This window comes from Limnohabitans sp. DCL3, assembly GCF_048019295.1.
Lineage (GTDB): Bacteria > Pseudomonadota > Gammaproteobacteria > Burkholderiales > Burkholderiaceae_C > Limnohabitans_A.
In genome coordinates, this window is the sequence record NZ_CP171842.1 from 80349 (window position 1) to 102718 (window position 22370).

Below are 22370 nucleotides of genomic sequence, written 5' to 3' on the forward strand. Positions count from 1 at the left end.
TTTGGGGACAGATATTTAGCGCTGTCCCCAACAGATGGAAGCATTTGGGGGGCAGGTCTTCAGCGCCGTCCCCAACCGATTAAGAAAAGAGACACCCATGACCTCCAGTCTTGCCACGGTCGCCTACATCGGCGCCACCATCCTCTTCATCCTCAGCCTGGGCGGTTTGTCCAATCAGGAAACCGCTCGGCGCGGCAACCTCTACGGCATGATCGGCATGAGCTTGGCCGTGCTGGCCACCATCTTCGGTCCGCAAGTCACGGCCGAGGGTATCCCCATGATCGTGGGTGCAGTGCTGGTGGGCGCGCTCATTGGTCTGTACGCAGCGCGCAAAGTGCAGATGACGCAAATGCCGGAGCTTGTGGCACTCATGCACAGCATGGTCGGCATGGCGGCGGCGCTGGTGGGTTATGCCACGTATGTGGACCCTGAAGCCTCCAAAAACCTGGACAGCGCAGCGCACGCCATTCACGCCGGTGAAATCTACATCGGTATCTTCATTGGGGCTGTCACTTTCTCCGGTTCTGTGGCGGCGTTTGGCAAGTTGTCGGGCCGCATTGGCGGCAGCCCTTTGCTTTTGCCAGCGCGCCATTGGCTCAACCTGTTGGGCTTGATCGCGGTGGTTTACTTCGGCCGTGAGTTCATGAACGCCCACACGGTGCAAGACGGCATGGTGCCCTTGGTCATCATGACCGCCATCGCCTTGTTGTTCGGTATCCACATGGTCATGGCGATTGGCGGCGCCGACATGCCGGTGGTGGTGTCCATGCTCAACAGTTATTCGGGTTGGGCCGCAGCCGCCACGGGCTTCATGTTGAGCAACGACTTGTTGATCGTGATTGGCGCCTTGGTGGGTTCGAGTGGCGCGATTTTGTCGTACATCATGTGCAACGCCATGAACCGCAGCTTCATCAGCGTGATCGCCGGGGGCTTTGGCACCACGGCCGCCGCGCCCAAGCCGAGCGGTGAAGCGTCTGAGCCTGTGGGTGAGGTCAGTCCTATCTTGGCCCCTGAAACTGCGGAAATGTTGCGCGAGGCCAAGAATGTGATCATCGTTCCTGGTTACGGCATGGCGGTGGCGCAGGCCCAGCACACTGTTTTTGAAATCACCAAGACATTGCGTGACAAAGGCGTGAACGTGCGCTTTGGCATCCACCCCGTGGCTGGGCGCATGCCAGGCCACATGAACGTGCTGCTGGCCGAGGCCAAAGTGCCTTACGACATCGTGTTTGAGATGGATGAGCTCAACGACGACTTTCCGGACACGGATGTGGCGATCGTCATCGGTGCCAACGACATCGTGAACCCCGCCGCCCAAGACGACCCGAGCAGCCCGATTGCCGGCATGCCGGTGCTCGAAGTCTGGAAGGCCCGCACCAGCATCGTCATGAAACGCTCCATGGCCAGCGGCTACGCTGGCGTGGACAACCCGCTGTTCTACAAAGAGAACAACCGCATGCTGTTTGGCGATGCCAAGAAAATGCTCGATGAGGTGTTGCTCGCTTTGAGAGCCTAATTCTCCAGCGCATTCGTCCAGACCAGGGGGTGGGCCATGCTCACCCCTTTCTTTTTGGCGTAAACCCCGAGGTTTTGGGTGTCAGTCAGACGTCAGATATGCGGTAGACTGAACCGCAGGAGAAACCCATATGAACGCGAATCCGATTTGGCTCAAGAGTTACCCCGAAGGCGTGCCCGCTGACATTGACCCGACCCAATACACCTCGTTGGTTGGTTTGCTCGAGGAAAGTTTTTCTAAGTTTTCAGATCGTGCTGCTTACAGCTTCATGGGCAAAGAATTCAGCTTTGCTCAAACCGATCAGGACAGCCTGGCCATGGCGGCGTACCTGCAGTCCTTGGGCTTGAGCAAGGGTGACCGCGTGGCCATCATGATGCCCAATGTGCCCCAGTATCCGGTGGCGGTCGCCGCTGTTTTGCGTGCGGGCTTCGTGGTGGTCAACGTCAATCCTTTGTACACCGCTCGGGAACTGGAGCACCAGTTGAAGGACTCGGGTGCCAAAGCCATTGTGATCATCGAGAACTTTGCCGCCACGCTCGAGAAATGCATGGCCCAAACCCCAGTGCAGCATGTGGTCTTGGCCGCCATGGGCGATCGCTTGGGTGTGCTCAAAGGCAGCTTGGTCAATTACGTGGTGCGCAACGTGAAGAAAATGGTGCCCGCCTTCAACTTGCCACAGGGCGTACGTTTCAATGAAGCCTTGAGCAAGGGGCGTCAGCTCCCGTTTCGCAAACCCGATCTTTCAGCCGACGACATCGCTGTGTTGCAGTACACGGGCGGCACCACCGGTGTGTCCAAGGGCGCGGTGCTTTTGCACCGCAATGTGATTGCCAATGTCCTGCAGTCCGAGGCTTGGAACGAGCCCGCCATGAAGCGCATGCCCGCCGGGCAGCAACCCACTTCGGTGTGCGCTTTGCCGCTGTACCACATCTTTGCGTTCACGGTGAACATGATGCTGGGTTTGCGCATGGGCGGTAAAACCATTTTGATTCCCAATCCGCGTGACTTGCCAGCAGTCCTCAAAGAACTCTCCAAACACACATTCCACAGTTTCCCAGCGGTCAACACCTTGTTCAACGGTTTGGCCAATCACCCGGATTTTGGTACCGTCAATTGGTCCAATCTCTTGGTGTCTCTGGGGGGCGGCACGGCGGTCACACCCAGTGTGGCCAAGTTGTGGCTTGAGAAAACAGGTTGCCCGATTTGTGAGGGTTATGGCTTGTCTGAAACCAGCCCCTCGGCCAGTTGCAACCCGACCATCAGCAAGGCCTTTACGGGCACGATTGGCGTGCCGATTCCCGGCACCTTCATGAAACTCTTGGACGATGAAGGCTTGGAGGTGACGACGCCGGGCATGCCTGGCGAAATCGCCATCAAAGGCCCACAGGTCATGGCCGGTTACTGGCAGCGTCCAGACGAGACGGCCAAGGTCATGACGGCCGACGGTTATTTCAAATCGGGCGATGTGGGCACCATCGACGAGCGGGGCTATTTCAAAATTGTTGACCGCAAGAAAGACATGATTTTGGTCAGCGGCTTCAATGTGTACCCCAATGAAGTGGAGGAAGTGGCCTCTGCATGCCCGGGCGTGATGGAGTGCGCGGCCATCGGTGTGCCTGACGAGAAGACCGGTGAGACCGTGAAACTGGTCGTCGTCAAGAAGGACCCTGCCTTGACCGCCGAGCACATCATGGCTTACTGCCGCGAGAACATGACCGCTTACAAGCAGCCCCGTGTGATCGAGTTCCGCGATGAGTTGCCCAAGACGCCGGTGGGTAAAATTTTGCGTCGCGAGTTGCGCAACAAGGCGTGACCTTGACTTGAATTGACGTGAACGCGCCTGAGCAGCGCTTGGCGGCCACAGGTCTTCTTGTGGCCGTTTTCATTGGGGTTGTGTAGATGCAAAAACAGGGTCAACCATGGCGGTGATGGGCATCATGAGTGCCCTGCACGAAGAGCTGGCGGCTGTATTGGCAGACATGCCCAATGAGCAGCGTGTGAAGGTGGCGGGGCGCGACTTTTGGGTGGGCCATTGGCAAGGCCATGCGGTCGTGGCGGTGCTCTCGCGCATCGGTAAAGTGGCGGCCGCCACCACAGCCACGGTGATGCTGGAGCGCTTTGGGGTGGGGGCGCTGGTCTTCACCGGTGTGGCAGGCGGTTTGGGGCCGCAGGTGCGCGTGGGCGATGTGGTGGTGGCCAATGGCTTGGTGCAGCACGATATGGATGCCTCGCCACTGTTTCCGAGGCACGAGGTGCCGTTGTATGGCCGGGCAGTTTTTGATTCCGATGCGCACTTATCGGGCGCGCTGGCCACGGCTGCCCAGCAAGTGCTGCAAGTGCCCGAACGGCATTTGGGGTCAGCCACATTGGCCCAGTTCCATTTGCATGCGCCCCAAGTGCACCGTGGCTTGTTGGTCAGCGGAGACCGCTTTGTCTCGACCACGGCTGAGAGTGAGGCTTTGCGAAGTGCCTTGCCCACGGCTTTGGCGGTCGAGATGGAGGGCGCAGCGGTGGCCCAAGTGTGCTTGGACTACGGGGTGCCGTTTGCGGCTGTTCGCACCATTTCGGATCGCGCCGACGACACAGCGCACACCGATTTCAATCGTTTCATTGCCCAAGTGGCCAGCCGTTACAGCCACGCCATCTTGTCACAGTGGTTGGCCCAGCGCCCAGCCCCGGGCGTGCGCCTTACTTGAGCCAGCCGCGACGGCGGAAATACCACATGGGCACCACGGCACTCGCAATCATCAAGGTCAAGGCGAAAGGGTATCCCCATTTTTGCGACAACTCAGGCATGTACTGGAAGTTCATGCCGTAGAGGCTGGCGATCAAGGTGGGCGGCAGCAGGGCCACGCTGGCGACCGAAAAAATCTTGATGATTTTGTTCTGGTTGATGTTGATGAAACCGACAGTGGCATCCATCAAAAAGTTGATCTTGTCAAACAAGAAGGCCGTGTGCGAGTCCAGCGAGTCGATGTCGCGCATGATCTGGCGGGCGTCTTCAAACTGCTCTGCATTGAGCATTTTGGAGCGCATCATGAAGCTCAAGGCGCGGCGCGTGTCCATCACGTTGCGGCGAATGCGACCGTTCATGTCTTCTTGTCGGGCAATCGCCCCCAGCACTTCACTGGCCATGGCGTCGGTCACGTCGCCCGACAGCACAGTGTTACCCACTTTTTCGAGTTGGTCGTAAATGCCTTCGAGGGTGTCGGCCGAATACTCCGCATCGGCGTCAAACAATTTGAGCAGCACCTCCTTGGCGTCTTCGATCAGGCCAGGTGCCCGTCTTGCGCGCATGCGCAACAGACGGAATACAGGCACGTCTTCGTCGTGGATGGAAAACAAGACCCCTTGGCTGCGCAAGTTGGTGTTGTGCTGGTTCAAGATGAACGCGCAGCGCACTGTGCGGGGCTCGTCATCGTCGGCGATCAAAAAGTCAGAGCGGATGTGCAACTCGCCGTTGTCTTCTTCGTAAAAGCGAGCGGACTCCTCAATGTCCTCGTCCATCGCGTCCTCGGGAATGGACAGACCAAAGTACTGCTTGATCCACCGTTTTTCTTCAACGGTCGGTGACTCGAGGTCTACCCAGATCGGCTGGAAACGGGAGAGTTCTTCCAACGACTCGATCTCTTCTTGAAAGAGGCGACCGTTGACAAGGGTGAAGATGTTGAGCATGGCGAATCCAAAAATGGCCAAGTGCCAAAAGTTCAAAGGGGCGGCGTAATGTTCTTAGCAGCTTTCGAACGTTGGGCAGGGTGCTCAGCGCGTTCGAAAGCTACCGACTCGGGGTAGTTTCCACGGCAGTGTGTCTCCAGAAAATAATGGGCGGATTATCGCACCGCTTGCCCAGGGTTGGGGCCTAAAAATGAGACGATTTCTTCGGCGCGGGTCATCACATCCGAACGGCCCAAAGACATCAGTGCACCCACAAACTCCGGCTCAAACAACAAGTAGCTGGCCAGGGCCGCGCCGCTGCCGCGCAGCGCACCCAGGCCTTCGAGCACCCGAAGGATGGGCCTGGGCAATGTGTGGGCAAATTGTTGGGCCAGGGCATCGAGCGATGCACTGGGTTGAAGTGTCAGCACCTCCACCGTGCGAAAAGGCCACTGCGCCCTCAGACTCTCGGGCAAAACACTCAGGGATTGGTTGATGCGGGTGATTTGCTCGACATCGGCTTGCAGCGTGTCGTGGAACACACTGGCCATGGCGTGGCCTGCAATCGTGCCCAGCGAGGGTCTGCCTATCGCCTTGTTGGGCACACCCAGACCCAGCTTGGGGGGCTGACTCACACCAATGGCCAGAATTTTGTCGGCCCCCAAGTGCACAGCCGACGACAAAGGGGATATCTGGCGCATGGAGCCGTCGCCGAAGTACTCCATGCCGCCGTCCACCCACAAGGGGGTGGCGGGGAAGATGAAGGGGATGGCGCTTGACGCCATCAGGTGTTCAATGGTGATGGGTTGCTGCTCGGCGCGTCGGCCAGGACGACTCCAGGGGATGGGTTGTCCATCGCGGGTTTGGCAAAACGTCCAGTGCACGCCACTGGAGTAGCTCGAAGCCGTGACGGCCAAGGCCTGCAGGACCCCTTTTTGCAACGCTTGGTCGATCCGCTGCAATGCAATCGCCTTGTGCAGGGTGTTGACCAGGGCCAAGCTGTTCATGGCGGCGGCATGTTCGCGTGCAGAGCTGAGCAAGCCCAAAGCCGTGGCCCAGCGGCTGAACTTGTCCAAAGGAGTTTGAGGCAGATGGTACACCGCATGGGTTCGAATGTGGGTCCAAAAGTGGGCCAACTCATCCAGCCCCGCCAGGCCATCCAAAGCCTTGCTGGCCAAAAACGTGGCGTTCAAGGCGCCAGCCGAGGTGCCGGCCAGCACTTGAAATGGAAAGCTGGGAGGGGGCGTTGTTTGCTGGGCCAACAATTGACCGATGGCCTGCAAAGCACCGGCTTGGTAAGCCGTGCGTGCGCCACCCCCCATCAAGACCAGGCCATTCAATGACTGGGGCTGAAAGGACTGGCCAGAAGGGTTCATGGACGGGGGGTGTTAGATTCAGACAATTCAACGACATTGTTCCATGACCCACCCTTTGACCCCGCGGCGTGAGCGCTGGCTGCTCTTGACGCTGGCCGGCATCCAGTTCACCCACATCCTCGATTTCATGATCATGATGCCACTGGGGCCGCAGTTCACGGCCTTGTTTGGCATCAGCAACGCCCAGTTTGGACTGCTGGTTTCGGCGTACACCTTGTCGGCGGGTTTTTCAGGCTTGATGGCGGCCACCTACATTGACCGTTTCAGCCGCAAACAATTGCTGCTGGTGATGTACAGCCTGTTCGGGCTGGCCACGCTCGCATGCGCCCTGGCACCCGACTACATGTGGTTGATGGTGGCGCGTGTGGCCGCAGGCTTGTTTGGCGGGGTGTTGTCGGCGCTGTCGCAGACCATCGTGGCCGATGTGATCCCCTTCGAGCGGCGGGGCCGCGCCATGGGTGTGGTCATGACCTCTTTTTCCGTCTCCACGGTGGCGGGCGTGCCCTTGGGTCTGTTTTTGGCGGCGCATTTCAACTGGCATGCGCCTTTTGTCGGCATCGCGGCGCTGGTGGGGCTGCTGGTATTGGGTGCTTGGCAGACCCTGCCACGGTTGGACGCGCATTTGCACCACCCCGACAGGGTGAGTGTCTGGCGTGGCATCGGGCAAGTGGTGGTTGAACCCAACCACTTGAAAGCTTTTGGCGTGTCAGGTCTCATGATGTTTGCAGGGTTCACCGTCATCCCCTACATCACCATTTATTTGCAGTCCAACGCAGGCATGCAGACCGCTGAGGTGCCTTGGATCTATCTGTGCGGCGGTGTGGCCACATTGCTGAGCGCACGCTATTTCGGCCGGCTGACGGACCGGGTGGGCAAGGTGCGGATGTTCCAGCGCTTGGCGGTGGCAGTGACCGTGCCATTGATGGCCACCACGCTCTCGCAAGGCCTGCCCTTGTGGGGCTTGTTGACCATTTCGACGCTGTTCTTCACGGTCATGAGTGGGCGCATGATTCCCGGTATGGCGATGATTTCTTCGGCCGTCGAACCGCGGCTGCGCGGGACGTTCATGACCCTGAACTCGGCGGTGCAGTCAGCCTCCATGGGTTTGGCAGCCTTGGTGGCGGGGCTCATCATTGGCCGGGATGCGCAAGGTCAATTGACCGGGTACTGGGTGGCTGGTTTGTTGGGGGTGGCCAGCAGTGGCCTGAGTGCTTGGCTGGCCGGTCGTTTGCGCTTGCATGGCGCACCGGCTGCACCTTCAACCCCTTGATTGGGGGCGGTTTGGGGTTTGCTTCAATCCATACGATAGCATCAAAAACAGCCTTTGGCGCTAATCGCAGCGGGCGGATCAGGTTTAAGTTCGGCTGCCTTGCTTTTCCATGCAGCGCGGCGCATAGTGGGGTTGAGCCACCACCATCGGTGGTTTAGGAGCCCTGCCACGGCAGGGCTTTTCTCACCCTGAATCCATGGAGACGACGACTATGAATTTGATCATCAGCGGGCATCATCTCGAAGTGACCCCAGCTTTGCGTCAGTACGTCACGGGGAAACTCGACCGAATCACCCGGCATTTTGACCAGGTGGTGGATGTCAAAGTGCTTTTGACCGTGGAAAAGCAAAAAGAAAAGGAAAAGCGCCAACGCGCAGAATGCAACATCCATGTCAAAGGCAGCGACTTGTTCGCTGAAAGCGCGCATGAGGATCTGTATGCAGCCGTTGATGAGTTGGTGGACAAACTCGACCGTCAGGTGGTCAAACACAAAGACCGCATCACCGACCACCACCACAGCGCGCCCAAGCGCATGATGTGACGGGTTGCTCGTTCAGTTCAAACCAGGGCCACACTTTGTGGCCCTTTTTTGTGGGCGTGAGGCGTGGACCCAGCCCTTCTCGGTGCGGATGGCGTGGGGTGTATGAAGCCCTGTCTCCCATGGCCAAAGTGGATCCCCTCGCGCAAGGTGCATAATCCGGCCTCGACCATGAATCGTCTCTCATCCATATTGCCTGTTGCACAAGTTCTTGTTGGGGTGGAAGCCACCAGCAAGAAACGCGCATTTGAAGAAGCCGGACTTCTCTTTGAGAACCTGCATGGTTTGTCTCGTGCTTTGGTCACGGACAGCTTGTTTGCCCGAGAGCGGCTGGGTTCGACAGGTTTGGGGCACGGTGTGGCCATTCCGCATGGGCGCATCAAGGGCCTGAAGGCGCCCATGGCCGCCGTCTTTCAGTTGGCGCAGCCGATTGGTTTTGATGCCCCCGACGAGCAGCCGGTCAATTTGTTGATCTTTTTGTTGGTTCCGGAGGCGGCGACGCAAAAGCACTTGGAAATCCTCTCCGAGATCGCCGAATTGCTCAGCGACACCGTGCTGCGTGAAAACATCAAGAACAGTTCCGTCCAAGCCAGCCTGCACCAATTGATTGCCCAGTGGCAGTCTGCCCAAACCGCCTGATGCTCTGAATGGGGTGATTGGCGATGAAACCAACCGTTATCTGCGCAGACCTCTTGTTTGAGGACCACCGCCAAAACCTCAAATGGCAGTGGGTCGCAGGGTTGGGTGCTTCCGAGCGACGGTTTGATGAAGTGGCTGTCCGTGAGGCCCGATCTGGGGCTGATTTGGTGGGTTACCTCAATTACATTCACCCGTACCGGGTTCAAATTTTGGGTCCACGTGAAGTCGCGTACCTGAGCAATGCCACCGCCGAAGATTGTGCGCGGCGCATTGCCCGCATTGTCACTTTAGAGCCGCCAGTGCTGGTCTTGGCCGACGGTCAAACCGCGCCAGACGCCCTGCTGTCCATGTGTGAGCGCGCGCAGATTCCGATGTTTTCGACCGAGCAGTCGTCGGCTTTTGTCATCGATGTGCTGCGGGCTTACTTGTCCAAACACTTTGCCGACCGTTCAACCATGCACGGTGTCTTCATGGACATTTTGGGCATGGGCGTGCTGATCACGGGGGAGTCCGGCCTTGGCAAAAGTGAGCTGGGTCTGGAGCTGATTTCCCGTGGCAATGGCTTGGTGGCCGATGATGCGGTGGACTTGTACCGCATCAACCAAACCACCATCGAGGCGCGTTGTCCCGATTTGCTGCAAAACCTGCTGGAAGTGCGCGGGATTGGTTTGCTGGACATTCGGGCTATTTTTGGGGAAACAGCAGTTCGTCGCAAGATGCGCCTGAAGCTGATCGTCCATCTGGTGCGCAAAGAAACCTTGGAGCGGGATTACGAACGGCTCCCATCGGAGCCGCTGGTCCAGGACATTTTGGGGATCCCGGTTCGCAAGGTGGTGATTCAGGTGGTTGCAGGACGCAACATTGCGGTGTTGGTCGAGGCGGCCGTGCGCAATACGATTTTGCAAATGCGCGGCATCGACACTTACCAGGACTTCATCGATCGCCAACGACGCGCCATGGAGTGAGTGCCGGTGCCGTCAACGCTGGCGGTGGGGGCAGGGGTTTTGTGTGCAGTGTGCATAAAGGCTCAGCGCATGGTCGGCGATCACGAAACCTTTGGCCTGCGCAACGGCTTGTTGGCGTGATTCGATTTCTGGGTCGTAAAACTCCTCCACCCTGCCGCAATCGAGGCACACCATGTGGTCGTGGTGCTGACCTTCGTTGAGTTCGTACACCGCTTTGCCGCTTTCAAAATGGTTGCGACTCAGGATGCCTGCTTGCTCAAATTGCATCAGCACCCGGTAAACGGTGGCCAAGCCCACGTCGGTGTTGTCCAGCAGCAGGTGCCGAAAAACGTCTTCCGCAGTCATGTGGCGCTGAGCGCCACTTTGGAAAACGTCCAAGATTTTCAGTCGCGGGAGCGTGGCCTTGAGACCATTGTTTTTCAGTTCGTCGATTTGGCGCATGGTCTTGGGCGTTGGGGTGGTGGCGAACGGTACAGTCTCGAAGCTGCCGCTACAATGAGCTGATCATATCGGCCAGCCCTCAACCATGACAGCATCCTTGATTTTCTCTGCGACAGGCGTCCGCATGGCCATGCTCATCCTGTGTGCCAGTTTGGTCGGTTGTGGCGGCCTCTCCAAATTCACCCAAGAGACGTTCAGGCCGTATATCCCCGAGGTGGTGCAAGGCAATTTTGTGTCCAAGGAGCAGCGCCAAGCGATCATCCCGGGCATGGCGCGCGCACAAGTCAAGGACATCTTGGGCACCCCATTGGTGACCAGTCTCTTTCATGCTGACCGTTGGGATTACGCCTTCAGCATTCGCCGTCAAGGCGTCCCTCCCCAGAGTTTTCAGCTCATGGTGACTTTCAAGAACGATGTGGTTGCAACGGTGGAAGGTGACGACTTGCCCAGCGAATCGGAGTTCGTGGCGCGATTGCAGGTTCAGCGCAAAGCGGCCACGGTGACCAATTTGCAGGCCAGTGAAGAAGATTTGAAGAAATTCCCGATCCCGCCGGTGGCTGGGAGTGTCCAGCCTTTACCCGCCCTTCCTGCCAGTTACCCCCCCTTGGAGCCCTCACCCCGTTGAGGGGTGAATCAACGGGCTTGGTGCCCGAGGGCGTGCGACTTTTCACAGAAACGACATGACTCCATTGAACCACTTGCCCATCACCGTTGCTGGCGCCTCAGGCCGCATGGGGCACATGCTCATCGAGGCCATCTTGGCCTCGGGTGACTGCCGACTGGTCGGCGCGCTCGATATCGCCAGCAGTCCTGCCTTGGGGCAAGATGCGGCCAAACCACTGGGTCAAACCAGCGGTGTCTTGGTCACGTCGGATTTGCATGACGGCCTCAAGAATGCGGGCTGTGTGATTGATTTCACCCGCCCCGAAGGCACCTTGGCGCATCTGAAGGTCTGCCGTGAGTTGGGTGTCAAGGCCGTGATCGGCACGACCGGTTTCACCGATGCGCAAAAAGCTGAAATCGCTGAAATCGCCAAAGACATTGCCATCGTGATGGCCCCCAACATGAGCGTGGGCGTCAATGTCACGCTCAAGCTGTTGCAAATGGCTGCGCAAGCCATGTCCACGGGTTACGACATTGAGATCATTGAGGCCCACCACCGCCATAAGGTGGACGCCCCCTCGGGCACGGCCCTCAAGATGGGTGAAGTCATTGCCGAAGCCATTGGTCGTGACTTGAAAGCGTGCGCTGTGTACGAGCGCTATGGCCATACCGGCGAGCGAGATCCGTCAACCATCGGTTTCTCCACCATCCGAGGCGGTGACATCGTGGGTGATCACACCGTGCTTTTTGCGGGCATTGGTGAGCGCATTGAAGTGACCCACAAATCCTCCAGTCGGTCCACTTACGCCCAAGGCAGTTTGCGTGCTGTGCGCTACTTGGCGAGCCAGTCCAGCGGCTTGTTTGACATGTTTGATGTGTTGAATTTGCGCTGAGTTTTCTGACTTCAGTCATGTCACTCAACGACTTTTTGCTCCACAGTGACGGCATCAGTCGCTTTTTGGCCTTGCTGCTGTTGGTGCTCTCGGTCGGCAGTTGGGTGGTCATGGTCTGGAAATGGCGTTTGCTGGCCCGAGTCGGCTCCGATCTGCCCCGCAGCATCGCTGCATTTTGGCAAGCCCCTGCGTTCGATGATGCACAGCAGCGCGTGGCCCAGTTTGATCGCGATGCCAGCATCACCCCTTTGTTGGCGGCGACTTTGTTGCCTGTGGGCGGTACTTTGGCGTGTGCGGGCGAGCGCCATCCACAACTGACCCGTGTGTTGCGTGACGCCTTGCAGTTGGTGGTGAAACGCCTGCAATGGGGACAGGTTTGGTTGGCCACAGCAGGTTCCATCTCTCCTTTTGTCGGCCTGTTGGGCACCGTTTGGGGGATCTTCAATGCCCTGACCGGCATGGTCGATGGTGGTCCATTGACCATTGACAAGGTGGCGGGTCCCGTGGGCGAGGCGCTCATCATGACCGCGGCGGGTTTGGCTGTGGCGATCCCGGCGGTGTTGGGCTACAACGTTTTTGGGCGCCAAATCCACCAAATCGAAGCGCAGCTGGAGGGTTTTGCCCATGACTTGCGCGCTTTGCTCGCCGAACCCTGAGTTTGAACCATGGCCTTTGGTCGTCTTGATTCCCGTCAACCCGCTGCGCCGATGAGCGAGATCAACGTCACCCCCATGGTCGACGTGATGCTGGTGTTGCTGGTCATCTTCATCCTCACGGCCCCCTTGATGACCAGCGCCATCCGTTTGGATTTGCCCCAGAGTGAAGGTGCTGAGTCGGGCGCGGCCTCTGCATCTCTGTCGTTGGTGGTTGACGCGCAAGGGGCCTTGTTTTTCAACGACCAACCCATCACCCCTGAAGTCTTGCGCCTGCGCCTGGCCGAAGCGGCTCAGCGCAACCCCAACACCGAGCTGGAGCTGCGCGCCGACCAGTCGGTGCCCTATGGTCGGGTGGTTGAGGCCATGGGCTTGGCCCAAAAAGCCGGGTTGTCGCGCATTGGTTTTGTGGCGCAAACCCCGTCCACCCCCAAGCGCTGACGGGTAAAGCCCTCTCACCAAGATGCACGATGCCCGCAGGGCGGGTGACTCGGGCAACGATGTTGAGCTTGCGTCTGAGGCGCCCGGGTCACCCGTCCTGCGGGTCACCAGCGCCGGTCAATCCACCTAGAACCACGCCCGCGCCAGCCTACAATCGCAGGCTATGCAAGACAAGTACAACCACCTCGAAGTCGAACCCGCAGCACAGGCCCGCTGGACGGCCCGCGATGCCTACCGCGTCACCGAAGACGCCAGCAAAAAGAAGTTTTACGCCTGCTCCATGCTGCCCTACCCCAGCGGCAAGCTGCACATGGGCCATGTGCGCAACTACACCATCAACGACATGCTCACGCGCAGCCTGCGCATGAAGGGCTACAACGTCTTGATGCCCATGGGCTGGGACGCTTTTGGCCTACCGGCCGAGAACGCTGCCTTGAAAAATGGCGTGCCCCCGGCGAAATGGACGTTCGAGAACATCGCGTACATGAAAAAGCAGATGCAGGCCATGGGCCTGGCCATCGATTGGTCGCGCGAGGTCGCCACCTGTGACCCGACTTATTACAAGTGGAACCAGTGGCTTTTCTTGAAAATGCTGGAAAAAGGCATCGCCTACCGCAAGACCCAGGTCGTCAACTGGGACCCGGTGGACCAGACCGTGTTGGCCAACGAGCAAGTCATCGACGGCAAAGGCTGGCGCACGGGCGCGCCGGTTGAAAAGCGAGAGATCCCCGGCTATTACCTGAACATCACCGCTTACGCGCAAGAGTTGTTGGACCACGTTCAGATGGGCAACGACAAAGCGACGCTGAACGGCTGGCCCGATAAAGTGCGCCTGATGCAGGAAAACTGGATCGGCAAGTCCGAAGGTGTTCGCTTTGCGTTCCCGCACGACATCAAAGATGCCTCGGGTGCCTTGATTGGCGACGGCAAGATGTACGTCTTCACCACCCGCGCCGACACCATCATGGGGGTGACGTTTTGTGCGGTGGCCGCCGAGCACCCGCTGGCGCAGCATGCCGCAGCAAGCAACCCTGCGCTGGCGGCCTTCTTGGAAGAATGCAAAACCGGTGGCACGACCGAGGCCGAAATGGCCACCCAAGAGAAAAAAGGCATGGCCACGGGCCTGTTCGTCATGCATCCTTTGACGGGTGCGCAGGTCGAGGTCTGGGTCGGCAACTACGTGCTGATGAGCTACGGCGACGGCGCCGTGATGGGTGTGCCTGCACACGACGAGCGCGACTTTGCGTTTGCCTTGAAATACGCGTTGCCCATCAAGCAGGTTGTTGGTGCTCGTGCACCGGCCTTGTCGTCGCCTGCGTCGGTCGCCTCAGACGCAAGCTCAACATCGTTGCCCAACGCAGGCCAAGCCAAGGCCTCTGAGGTCTTCGATGCGACCGCATGGTCCGACTGGTACGCCACCAAAGACGGTGTGTGTGTCAACTCCGGTGAACTCGATGGCTTGGCCCAAAAAGCCGCCGTCAACAAAGTTGCTGAACTGCTGGCCGCCAAAGGCCTGGGTGAAAAGAAAACCACTTGGCGTTTGCGCGACTGGGGCGTGAGCCGCCAGCGTTACTGGGGCACCCCCATCCCGATCATCCATTGTGACGAGCACGGTGCGGTGCCGGTGCCTGAAAAAGACCTGCCCGTGGTGCTGCCGCAAGACTGCATCCCTGATGGCTCAGGCAACCCGTTGCACAAGCACGAAGGCTTCCACGCGGGTGTGACTTGCCCCGTGTGCGGCAAAGCGGCCCGCCGCGAGACCGACACCATGGACACCTTTGTGGACTCGTCCTGGTACTTCATGCGCTACTGCGACCCGACCAACACCGAAAAGATGGTGGCCGAGGGTTCGGATTATTGGATGCGTGACCAACAGCTGGCCACGGGCGGCAGTGGCATGGACCAATACATCGGCGGCATCGAGCATGCGATCCTGCACCTTTTGTACGCCCGCTTCTGGACCAAGGTCATGCGCGATCTGGGTCTGGTCAAGGTGGACGAGCCCTTCAGCAAATTGCTCACGCAAGGCATGGTGCTCAACCACATTTACTCGCGCCGCACCGCCAAGGGCGGCAAGGACTATTTCTGGCCGCACGATGTCGAGCATGTGCTCGACGAGACGGGCAAAGTCATCGGCGCCAAGCTCAAGAACGAAGCCGACAGCGGCGACGGCCGCTTGCCCGTGGGCACCGCCATTGATTACGAGGGCGTGGGCACCATGTCCAAGTCCAAGAACAACGGTGTGGACCCGCAGGACCTGATCGAGCGTTACGGCGCCGACACAGCCCGTCTGTACACCATGTTCACTGCACCACCCGAAGTCACGCTGGAGTGGAACGACTCGGCCGTGGAAGGCAGCTACCGCTTTTTGCGCCGGGTCTGGAACTTCGCCTTCAAGCACCACGAACTGTTGCGCTCGGCGACCAGCCAAGACCTGAGCCAAGCCGCCTTGGGCGATGCGGCCAAAGCGCTGCGCCGCGAGATGCACCTGGTGCTCAAGCAAGTGGGTTATGACTACGAGCGCATGCAATACAACACCGTGGTGTCCGGTTGCATGAAGCTGCTCAATGCGCTCGAAGACTTCAAGCCGGATGGGACCGCAGGTGATACCGCGGCTCTCTGCGAAGGCGTGTCGATTTTGTCGCGCATGCTCTACCCCGCCTGCCCGCACATCACCGACGAAATCTGGCAGCAACTGGGCTACGCCAAGGCGGTGGGCGAGTTGCTTGACGCGCCCTGGCCTGAGGTGGATGAGTCGGCTTTGGTGCGCGATCAGATCGAGTTGATGCTGCAGGTCAACGGCAAGTTGCGGGGGGCTGTTTGGGTGCCTGCCATTGCGGACAAGGCACAGATCGAAGCCGCAGCCTTGGCCCACGAAGCTTTTATCAAGCAGGCCGCAGGCGCCGTGCCGAAAAAAGTCATCGTGGTGCCCGGCCGTTTGGTCAACATCGTGCTGTGACCGCCGCATGAATGCCCCGCGCCGATTTTTTTTGACCGCTGTGAGCCAGGGGCTGCTCGCGGTCGGCTTGGTCGGGTGTGGGTTCCATTTGCGGCAAACCCAGGCGTTGGCGTTCAAGACCCTGTATGCGAATTTTTCCACCACTTCCCCATTGGGGGTGGAGTTGCGTCGCACTTTGTTGGGCACGGGCCAGCTCGATGTGTTGACCGAGCCGAAACAAATGGCCAAGGCGGATGCCGTCCTCGACATCTTGGGCGAGGAGCGTCAACAAGTGCCCGTGGGTGTGAGCGCGACCGGGCAGGTGCGTGAGCTGCAGCTGCGCTTGCGGGTGCGATTTCGTTTGCGCACGCCTGAGGGGGTCGAATTGATCGAACCCGTCGAGATTTATCAGCAGCGCGATTTGAGCTTCACGGAGTCTGCGGCGCTGTCCAAAGAAATTGAGCAAGGCATTTTGTACCGCGACATGCAGACCGACATCGTGCAGCAAATCATGCGCCGCTTGTCCGCGGTCAAGCGGCGCGGGCCAGCGCCGGTTTCTCAGCCTTGATGCGGCTGACCTGAGACGCCCATGCAATTGCCCCTTCCCCAACTGGCCGCTCACTTGCAAAAAGGATTGCGCAGCCTGTACGTGTTGCAGGGAGATGAGCCTTTGCTGATCCAAGAGGCCGCCGACGCCATTCGGGCAAGTGCCCGTGCTCAGGGCTACACCGAGCGCACTGTGCACACCGTCTCGGGTGCCCATTTCGACTGGAGTGAAGTGCTGGCGGCTGGCGGCTCCATGAGTTTGTTTGCCGACAAACAAATCGTGGAAGTGCGTGTGCCCTCTGGCAAGCCGGGCAAAGAAGGCAGCGTCGCCATTCAGCAACTGGCCGCGTCTGCCCAAGGCAATGACAGCACCTTGACCTTGTTTTTACTGCCCCGCCTGGATGCCGCTACCCGCAAGGGGGCCTGGTTTGGTGCACTTGAAAATTCGGGCGTCTCGATTCAAGTGGAGTCCATAGACCGCAGTGCATTGCCCCAGTGGATTGCACAACGCTTGCAGCAGCAAGGCCAGCGTGTGGTGGCGGGTGAGGAGGGCCAGCGCACCTTGCAGTTTTTCGCCGACCGCGTGGAAGGCAACTTGCTTGCGGCGCATCAGGAAATCCAAAAACTTGGCTTGCTGTACCCGCCTGGTGAATTGAGTCAGGCGCAAGTGGAGTCTGCCGTGGTCAATGTGGCCCGTTACGATGTGTTCAAGTTGTCCGAAGCGGTACTTTCCGGGCAAGTGGCCCGTGTGCAGCGCATGTTGGATGGCTTGCAGGCAGAAGGTGAGGCTGCTGTGTTGGTGCATTACACCTTGGCCGAAGACATCCGTGCTCTCAAACGCCTGAAAGACGCCATGGCCAGTGGCAAACCCATGCCCTTGGCGCTGCGAGAGCAGCGCATTTGGGGTCCGCGTGAACGTTTGTTTGAACGCGTCCTGCCCCGCATGACCGAGACCCGCCTGAATGGCCTGCTGCAGGCAGCCCACCAGGTGGACGGCATTGTCAAAGGCCTGAAAGTGCCTGACTGGCCCACCGACGGGTGGCAGGCTTTGCAGCGGTTGGCGGTGCGGTTTTCGCGTTTTTGCACAATTCGTTGACCGATGCACTTTCCCTTGTGGGTGCGTGCCTGATGGCCCCAAACCCGGTTGGCATCTGCGAAAATGACCGAATGACTGAATTGAACACTGTCGAACACGTCCAATCTTTGGGCCAAAAGGCCAAAACCGCCTCCGCCCTCATGGCCAAGGCCTCGGCGGCCACCAAAAACAAAGCCTTGCGCCGTTTGGCCGCCTTGCTTTTGGCCAACACCGAAGCTTTGCAGTTGGACAACGCGAGAGACTTGGCGCGCGCGCAAGCTGCCGGTTTGGCCGAGCCCCTGGTGGATCGCCTGAAACTCAGCCCCAAAGTGCTCGAGACCTGCGCCCAAGGCTGCGAGCAACTGGCTGCCATGCCCGATGTGATTGGCGAGATTTTGGGCATGAAGCAAGTGCCCAGCGGCATCCGAGTGGGCCAGATGCGGGTGCCCATTGGTGTGTTCGGCATGATTTTTGAGAGCCGCCCCAATGTGACGATTGAGGCCGCCAGTCTGTCCATCAAAAGCGGCAACGCCTGCATCTTGCGCGGCGGCTCCGAGGCCATCGAGTCGAACAAAGCCCTGGCCCTGCTGGTGCAGCAAGCACTCAGCGAGAGTGGACTGCCGATCGATGCCGTGCAACTGGTGCAAACCACCGACCGGGCAGCGGTGGGTCAACTCATCACGATGCCCCAGTTTGTGGACGTGGTCATCCCCCGTGGTGGCAAGGGCCTGATCGAGCGCATCAGTGCCGAAGCCAAAGTGCCTGTCATCAAGCACCTGGACGGCAATTGCCACACGTATGTGGACCAGCCTTGCGACATCGACATGGCTGTCAAAGTGGCCGACAACGCCAAGACGCAAAAGTACAGCCCCTGCAACGCCAGTGAAAGCCTGTTGGTGGCGCGTGGCGTGGCGGCCGAGTTTCTGCCCAAAATCGGTGCCGTTTATGCGCTCAAAGGCGTGGAAATGCGTTGCTGTCCGAAGTCCAAGGCCATTTTGAGCCAAGTTGCCGGCGCGGTGCTGAAAGATGCCACAGTGCAGGATTGGTTCGCTGAATACTTGGCACCCATCATCAGCATCAAGGTGGTTGAAGGCTTGGACGAGGCAATTGCCCACATCAACCATTACAGCAGCCACCACACCGACGCCATCCTCACCCGTGACCACATGCACGCCCAGCGTTTTTTGCGCGAGGTGGACTCGGCCAGCGTCATGGTCAATGCCAGCACCCGTTTTGCCGATGGCTTTGAGTATGGTTTGGGGGCCGAAATTGGCATCAGCACCGACAAGTTCCACGCCCGTGGTCCCGTTGGCATTGAGGGCCTGACCTCGCTCAAGTACGTGGTGCTGGGTGAAGGTGAGGTCCGAAGCTGAAGCCCAGAGGTTGTGTGCTGAGGCACACAAGCCCTTTTGGGGGGAAAGTCTGCGCTTGCACAAGCTTCTTGCGGCCCCCTATGATCCCTATGTTTTGACAGCCGTTTAAAGGTCTCTCATGGTTCCCCATCTTGTCACCGCCCTGACCGGCCCCATCAATGAGCTGGAGCAGCGCATCCTCGACTCCATGCCTGCGATTGAACGCTGGTTCCGTTTGGAGTGGATGGAGCATACCCCGCCCATTTACACCTCTGTCGACATCCGCAATGCGGGTTTCAAGTTGGCCCCGGTGGACACCAACCTTTACCCCGGTGGCTGGAACAACCTCACACCTGAAATGCTGCCTTTGGCCGTGCAGGCTGCGCAAGCGGCGATTGAGAAGATCTGTCCCGAGGCCAAAAATCTCCTGATCATCCCGGAGAACCACACGCGCAACACCTTCTATTTGTCCAACGTGGTGCAACTGCAACGCGTCTTCCACATGGCGGGTTTGAATGTGCGTTTGGGATCGATCAATCCTGAAGTCAAAGAAACCACCACCATCGAGCTGCCCAACGGCGAGAGCGTGACTTTGGAGCCTGTGGTGCGCACCCAGCACCGCTTGGGCCTCAAAGATTTTGACCCCTGCACCATTTTGCTCAACAACGACCTGTCGGCGGGCGCACCTGGCATCTTGGAGGAACTGCACGAGCAGTTCTTGTTGCCCCCTTTGCACGCCGGCTGGAGTGTGCGCCGTAAAACCAAGCACTTTGAGTGCTACGAAGAGGTGACCAAACGGTTTGGCAAGTTGTTGGGCATTGACCCCTGGCTCATCAACCCCATGTTCAGCCAGTGCGGCGATGTCAATTTTGCCGAAGGCACCGGCATGGACTGCTTGCGCAGCAATGTGGATGCTTTGCTCACCAAAATCAAGCGCAAATACAAGGAATACGGGATCAACGAAAAACCGTTTGTGGTGGTCAAGGCCGACAACGGCACTTACGGCATGGGCATCATGACCGTGCGCGATGTGTCCGATCTGGACCAACTCAACCGCAAGACCCGCAACAAGATGAACGTCATCAAGGATGGACAGACCGTCAATGACGTGATCATCCAAGAGGGTGTGCTGACCAATGAGCGCATCAACGACGCGGTGGCCGAGCCGGTGGTTTACATGATGGACCGTTATGTCGTGGGTGGTTTTTACCGTGTGCACGCCGAGCGCGGTGTGGACGAGAACCTGAATGCACCGGGTGCCAGTTTCGTGCCTTTGGCCTTTGCCGACACCCCGCACCTGCCCCAGCCGGGTGTCAAACCTGGCGCCAGCGTGCCCAATCGCTTTTACATGTATGGCGTGATTGGCCGTTTGGCCATGCTCGCGGCCAGCTATGAGCTGGAAGCCACCGACCCCGAAGCCGAGGTTTACGATTAAAGTTGCTGCACTGCAACAAAACCAGAGCCTTGCGGTGACACGGTGCCGTCATCGGGCGCAAAATAGCGAACTTCAAGACTGTCAGTCTGATCACAGATCAGGCCAATTTTTGTGTCCTCTACAAAATCCTCTCTCGCCGCGCTGACCCTGGGCGCCATTGGCGTGGTTTACGGCGACATTGGCACCAGCGTGTTGTATGCGATGAAAGAGGTGTTTGGCTCTGGCCATGTGCCCTTCACGCCAGAAAACGTCTACGGGATCCTCTCGATTTTCTTTTGGACCCTGACCACCATCGTGTCGCTCAAGTACGTGGTTTTGGTGCTTCGGGCCGATAACCACGGCGAAGGCGGGTTGGTGGCCATGTTGGCACTCGCTTCACAATCGGTCAAAGACCGCCCGCGAACCCGCAAGGTGTTGCTGGTCGTCGGGATTTTTGGCACCTGCTTGTTCTATGGCGATGGCGTCATCACCCCCGCCATTTCCGTGTTGTCGGCTGTTGAAGGCTTGGAGATCATCTCGCCCACCTTCAAAAAAGCGGTCATCCCCCTCACCTTGGTGATTCTGTTCCTGCTGTTTTGGGTACAAAAGCGCGGCACGGCCGGCATTGGCAAATTCTTTGGTCCCATCACGCTGGTTTGGTTCCTGTCCATCGCGGTCTTGGGCGTTTCCCACATCGTGCAACGCCCTGAAATCCTGTTGGCCATCAGTCCGCATTACGCCTTGAGTTTCATGTGGAATGAGCCAGGCACCACCTTCATCATTTTGGGCGCGGTGGTGTTGTGTGTGACGGGCGGCGAAGCCCTGTACGCCGACATGGGGCACTTTGGCAAAAAGCCTATTCGCTTGGCTTGGTTCAGCGTGGTCATGCCTTGCCTGACCCTGAACTACTTTGGACAAGGGGCTTTGCTGCTGGCCGAACCCGAAGCGGTCAAAAACCCGTTCTACATGATGGCCCCCGAATGGGCCTTGTTGCCCTTGGTGGGTTTGGCCACCATGGCCACGGTCATCGCTTCGCAAGCCTTGATTTCTGGCGCTTTCAGCGTGACCAAGCAGGTCATACAGCTGGGTTATCTGCCGCGCCTCGAAGTGCAACACACCAGTGAAACCGATACCGGACAGGTCTACATGCCCTTCGTCAACTGGGGCTTGTTTGTCGCCATTGTTTTGGCCGTGGTCATGTTCAAGTCCTCGAGCAATCTCGCCGCAGCCTATGGCATTGCCGTGTGCACCGACATGCTGATCACCACCGTGCTCACGTTTTTTGTCATCCGTTACGCTTGGAAGCTGCCCCTGGCGTTGTGCATTGGCGCGACAGGGTTTTTCTTCGTGGTCGATTTGGCCTTCTGGGCTTCGAACATGCTCAAACTGTTTGACGGGGGGTGGTTCCCGCTGTTCATTGGCGCATCCGTGTTCATATTGATGCTGACATGGCACGACGGTCGGCGATTGCTCAATGAGTCTTTGCGCTCGGATGCTTTGCGTTTGCCTGATTTCCTGGAAGCCGTGTTCATTTCCCCGCCCACCCGGGTTGAAGGCACAGCGGTGTTCTTGACCGCCGATACGGGCGCCGTGCCCAACGCTTTGCTGCACAACTTGAAGCACAACAAAGTCTTGCACGCGCGCAACCTGTTTGTCACCGTGCGCAGCCACGAGGTGCCGCGGGTGGACGCCAGCGAGCGTTTGGATGTGACCCCTCTCGGACACGACTGCTGGCAAGTCATCGTCAACTATGGCTTCAAGGACAACCCCGACTTGCCAAGCGCCTTGATCAGCATCGAGGGCGAAGGCCACAATCTCGATCCGATGATGACCAGTTATTTCCTCTCGCGTGACATCGTGATTCCCACCATTGGGGGGGGCATGGCCACTTGGCGCGAAAAATTGTTTGCTCAAATGCACCACAATGCCAGTGGTGCGGCCGCTTTCTTGAACCTGCCCACCAATGCGGTGGTTGAGTTGGGCTCGAAGATCGAAATTTGAGCCGTTCGCCAGAACCTGTGCGGTGTGCGCAGGCCGTCCATGTCGGCGTGAAGGC

General features: G+C 58.7%; 20 protein-coding genes. 17 read left to right on the plus strand and 3 right to left on the minus strand.

Annotation, left to right across the window (positions count from 1 at the left end):
• The first annotated feature begins 97 nt into the window (after positions 1 to 97).
• The 3 genes from pntB to ACHEXK_RS00425 all read left to right on the plus strand — a co-directional run bounded on the left by pntB (position 98) and on the right by ACHEXK_RS00425 (position 4212).
• Entirely contained in the window at positions 98 to 1516 is a 1419-nt protein-coding gene (gene pntB / locus ACHEXK_RS00415; RefSeq protein ID WP_416547302.1) for a Re/Si-specific NAD(P)(+) transhydrogenase subunit beta, read from the plus strand.
• Between the two features lie 130 nt (positions 1517 to 1646).
• On the plus strand, positions 1647 to 3329 hold the full coding sequence (locus ACHEXK_RS00420; RefSeq protein WP_416547303.1) for a long-chain-fatty-acid--CoA ligase: 1683 nt from the start codon (positions 1647 to 1649) through the stop codon (positions 3327 to 3329).
• A 124-nt stretch (positions 3330 to 3453) separates the two neighbouring features.
• Positions 3454 to 4212, plus strand: a complete 759-nt coding sequence (locus ACHEXK_RS00425; protein ID WP_416547304.1) for a 5'-methylthioadenosine/adenosylhomocysteine nucleosidase — start codon at positions 3454 to 3456, stop codon at positions 4210 to 4212.
• Here the strand turns inward: ACHEXK_RS00425 and corA are convergent.
• Positions 4205 to 5191 carry a magnesium/cobalt transporter CorA gene (corA, locus tag ACHEXK_RS00430; RefSeq protein WP_416547305.1) on the minus strand — a complete coding sequence of 329 codons (987 nt, stop codon included), beginning with the start codon at positions 5189 to 5191 and terminating at the stop codon, positions 4205 to 4207. The genes ACHEXK_RS00425 and corA overlap by 8 nt on opposite strands.
• Positions 5192 to 5346: 155 nt before the next feature.
• Positions 5347 to 6546, minus strand: coding sequence for a patatin-like phospholipase family protein (locus ACHEXK_RS00435; RefSeq protein ID WP_416547306.1), 1200 nt, complete (start codon positions 6544 to 6546; stop codon positions 5347 to 5349).
• Between the two features lie 43 nt (positions 6547 to 6589).
• Here ACHEXK_RS00435 and ACHEXK_RS00440 point away from each other — a divergent pair, with 43 nt between their 5' ends.
• The 4 genes from ACHEXK_RS00440 to hprK all read left to right on the plus strand — a co-directional run bounded on the left by ACHEXK_RS00440 (position 6590) and on the right by hprK (position 9958).
• Entirely contained in the window at positions 6590 to 7816 is a 1227-nt protein-coding gene (locus ACHEXK_RS00440; protein WP_416547307.1) for an MFS transporter, read from the plus strand.
• Between the two features lie 211 nt (positions 7817 to 8027).
• The gene (gene hpf / locus ACHEXK_RS00445; RefSeq protein WP_100118000.1) at positions 8028 to 8357 is read left to right on the plus strand and encodes a ribosome hibernation-promoting factor, HPF/YfiA family; all 330 of its coding nucleotides are present in this window, start codon (positions 8028 to 8030) and stop codon (positions 8355 to 8357) included.
• A gap of 168 nt (positions 8358 to 8525) precedes the next feature.
• The gene (locus ACHEXK_RS00450; RefSeq protein ID WP_416547308.1) at positions 8526 to 8993 is read left to right on the plus strand and encodes a PTS sugar transporter subunit IIA; all 468 of its coding nucleotides are present in this window, start codon (positions 8526 to 8528) and stop codon (positions 8991 to 8993) included.
• Between the two features lie 23 nt (positions 8994 to 9016).
• The gene (hprK, locus tag ACHEXK_RS00455) at positions 9017 to 9958 is read left to right on the plus strand and encodes an HPr(Ser) kinase/phosphatase (protein ID WP_416547309.1); all 942 of its coding nucleotides are present in this window, start codon (positions 9017 to 9019) and stop codon (positions 9956 to 9958) included.
• A gap of 12 nt (positions 9959 to 9970) precedes the next feature.
• On the opposite strand, the gene fur is transcribed toward hprK, so the two are convergent.
• Positions 9971 to 10399, minus strand: coding sequence for a ferric iron uptake transcriptional regulator (gene fur / locus ACHEXK_RS00460; protein ID WP_416547310.1), 429 nt, complete (start codon positions 10397 to 10399; stop codon positions 9971 to 9973).
• 85 nt (positions 10400 to 10484) lie between these two features.
• Here fur and ACHEXK_RS00465 point away from each other — a divergent pair, with 85 nt between their 5' ends.
• The 10 genes from ACHEXK_RS00465 to ACHEXK_RS00510 all read left to right on the plus strand — a co-directional run bounded on the left by ACHEXK_RS00465 (position 10485) and on the right by ACHEXK_RS00510 (position 22315).
• The gene (locus ACHEXK_RS00465) at positions 10485 to 11024 is read left to right on the plus strand and encodes an outer membrane protein assembly factor BamE (RefSeq protein WP_416547311.1); all 540 of its coding nucleotides are present in this window, start codon (positions 10485 to 10487) and stop codon (positions 11022 to 11024) included.
• Between the two features lie 55 nt (positions 11025 to 11079).
• Positions 11080 to 11895: a 4-hydroxy-tetrahydrodipicolinate reductase gene (dapB, locus tag ACHEXK_RS00470; RefSeq protein ID WP_416547312.1), complete on the plus strand. Its 816-nt coding sequence runs from the start codon at positions 11080 to 11082 to the stop codon at positions 11893 to 11895.
• Between the two features lie 17 nt (positions 11896 to 11912).
• Positions 11913 to 12551, plus strand: a complete 639-nt coding sequence (locus ACHEXK_RS00475; RefSeq protein WP_416547313.1) for a MotA/TolQ/ExbB proton channel family protein — start codon at positions 11913 to 11915, stop codon at positions 12549 to 12551.
• A gap of 9 nt (positions 12552 to 12560) precedes the next feature.
• A complete protein-coding gene (locus ACHEXK_RS00480) occupies positions 12561 to 12989 on the plus strand; it encodes an ExbD/TolR family protein (protein ID WP_416547314.1) in 429 nt (142 codons plus the stop codon).
• Positions 12990 to 13152: 163 nt separating this feature from the next.
• Positions 13153 to 15948, plus strand: coding sequence for a leucine--tRNA ligase (leuS, locus tag ACHEXK_RS00485; RefSeq protein ID WP_416547315.1), 2796 nt, complete (start codon positions 13153 to 13155; stop codon positions 15946 to 15948).
• Positions 15949 to 15955: 7 nt separating this feature from the next.
• The gene (lptE, locus tag ACHEXK_RS00490; RefSeq protein ID WP_416547316.1) at positions 15956 to 16495 is read left to right on the plus strand and encodes an LPS assembly lipoprotein LptE; all 540 of its coding nucleotides are present in this window, start codon (positions 15956 to 15958) and stop codon (positions 16493 to 16495) included.
• A 21-nt stretch (positions 16496 to 16516) separates the two neighbouring features.
• Positions 16517 to 17569, plus strand: coding sequence for a DNA polymerase III subunit delta (gene holA / locus ACHEXK_RS00495; protein ID WP_416547317.1), 1053 nt, complete (start codon positions 16517 to 16519; stop codon positions 17567 to 17569).
• Positions 17570 to 17640: 71 nt separating this feature from the next.
• The gene (locus ACHEXK_RS00500; RefSeq protein WP_416547318.1) at positions 17641 to 18921 is read left to right on the plus strand and encodes a glutamate-5-semialdehyde dehydrogenase; all 1281 of its coding nucleotides are present in this window, start codon (positions 17641 to 17643) and stop codon (positions 18919 to 18921) included.
• Between the two features lie 118 nt (positions 18922 to 19039).
• Complete coding sequence (gene gshA, locus ACHEXK_RS00505; RefSeq protein ID WP_416547319.1) at positions 19040 to 20335, plus strand: glutamate--cysteine ligase; 1296 nt, start codon at positions 19040 to 19042, stop codon at positions 20333 to 20335.
• Positions 20336 to 20446: 111 nt separating this feature from the next.
• Complete coding sequence (locus tag ACHEXK_RS00510) at positions 20447 to 22315, plus strand: potassium transporter Kup (RefSeq protein WP_416547320.1); 1869 nt, start codon at positions 20447 to 20449, stop codon at positions 22313 to 22315.
• The last annotated feature ends 55 nt before the right edge of the window (positions 22316 to 22370 follow it).

What these genes read in the sequence shown, in the direction of transcription:
- pntB (WP_416547302.1), top strand. Translation starts at nt 98, where the DNA reads ATGACCTCCAGTCTTGCCACGGTCGCCTACATCGGCGCCACCATCCTC.
- holA (WP_416547317.1), top strand. Translation starts at nt 16,517, where the DNA reads ATGCAATTGCCCCTTCCCCAACTGGCCGCTCACTTGCAAAAAGGATTG.
- hprK (WP_416547309.1), top strand. Translation starts at nt 9,017, where the DNA reads ATGAAACCAACCGTTATCTGCGCAGACCTCTTGTTTGAGGACCACCGC.
- ACHEXK_RS00425 (WP_416547304.1), top strand. Translation starts at nt 3,454, where the DNA reads ATGAGTGCCCTGCACGAAGAGCTGGCGGCTGTATTGGCAGACATGCCC.
- corA (WP_416547305.1), bottom strand. Translation starts at nt 5,191, where the DNA reads ATGCTCAACATCTTCACCCTTGTCAACGGTCGCCTCTTTCAAGAAGAG.
- fur (WP_416547310.1), bottom strand. Translation starts at nt 10,399, where the DNA reads ATGCGCCAAATCGACGAACTGAAAAACAATGGTCTCAAGGCCACGCTC.
- ACHEXK_RS00465 (WP_416547311.1), top strand. Translation starts at nt 10,485, where the DNA reads ATGACAGCATCCTTGATTTTCTCTGCGACAGGCGTCCGCATGGCCATG.
- ACHEXK_RS00480 (WP_416547314.1), top strand. Translation starts at nt 12,561, where the DNA reads ATGGCCTTTGGTCGTCTTGATTCCCGTCAACCCGCTGCGCCGATGAGC.
- hpf (WP_100118000.1), top strand. Translation starts at nt 8,028, where the DNA reads ATGAATTTGATCATCAGCGGGCATCATCTCGAAGTGACCCCAGCTTTG.
- dapB (WP_416547312.1), top strand. Translation starts at nt 11,080, where the DNA reads ATGACTCCATTGAACCACTTGCCCATCACCGTTGCTGGCGCCTCAGGC.
- ACHEXK_RS00450 (WP_416547308.1), top strand. Translation starts at nt 8,526, where the DNA reads ATGAATCGTCTCTCATCCATATTGCCTGTTGCACAAGTTCTTGTTGGG.
- lptE (WP_416547316.1), top strand. Translation starts at nt 15,956, where the DNA reads ATGAATGCCCCGCGCCGATTTTTTTTGACCGCTGTGAGCCAGGGGCTG.
- gshA (WP_416547319.1), top strand. Translation starts at nt 19,040, where the DNA reads ATGGTTCCCCATCTTGTCACCGCCCTGACCGGCCCCATCAATGAGCTG.
- leuS (WP_416547315.1), top strand. Translation starts at nt 13,153, where the DNA reads ATGCAAGACAAGTACAACCACCTCGAAGTCGAACCCGCAGCACAGGCC.
- ACHEXK_RS00500 (WP_416547318.1), top strand. Translation starts at nt 17,641, where the DNA reads ATGACTGAATTGAACACTGTCGAACACGTCCAATCTTTGGGCCAAAAG.
- ACHEXK_RS00435 (WP_416547306.1), bottom strand. Translation starts at nt 6,546, where the DNA reads ATGAACCCTTCTGGCCAGTCCTTTCAGCCCCAGTCATTGAATGGCCTG.
- ACHEXK_RS00440 (WP_416547307.1), top strand. Translation starts at nt 6,590, where the DNA reads ATGACCCACCCTTTGACCCCGCGGCGTGAGCGCTGGCTGCTCTTGACG.
- ACHEXK_RS00475 (WP_416547313.1), top strand. Translation starts at nt 11,913, where the DNA reads ATGTCACTCAACGACTTTTTGCTCCACAGTGACGGCATCAGTCGCTTT.
- ACHEXK_RS00420 (WP_416547303.1), top strand. Translation starts at nt 1,647, where the DNA reads ATGAACGCGAATCCGATTTGGCTCAAGAGTTACCCCGAAGGCGTGCCC.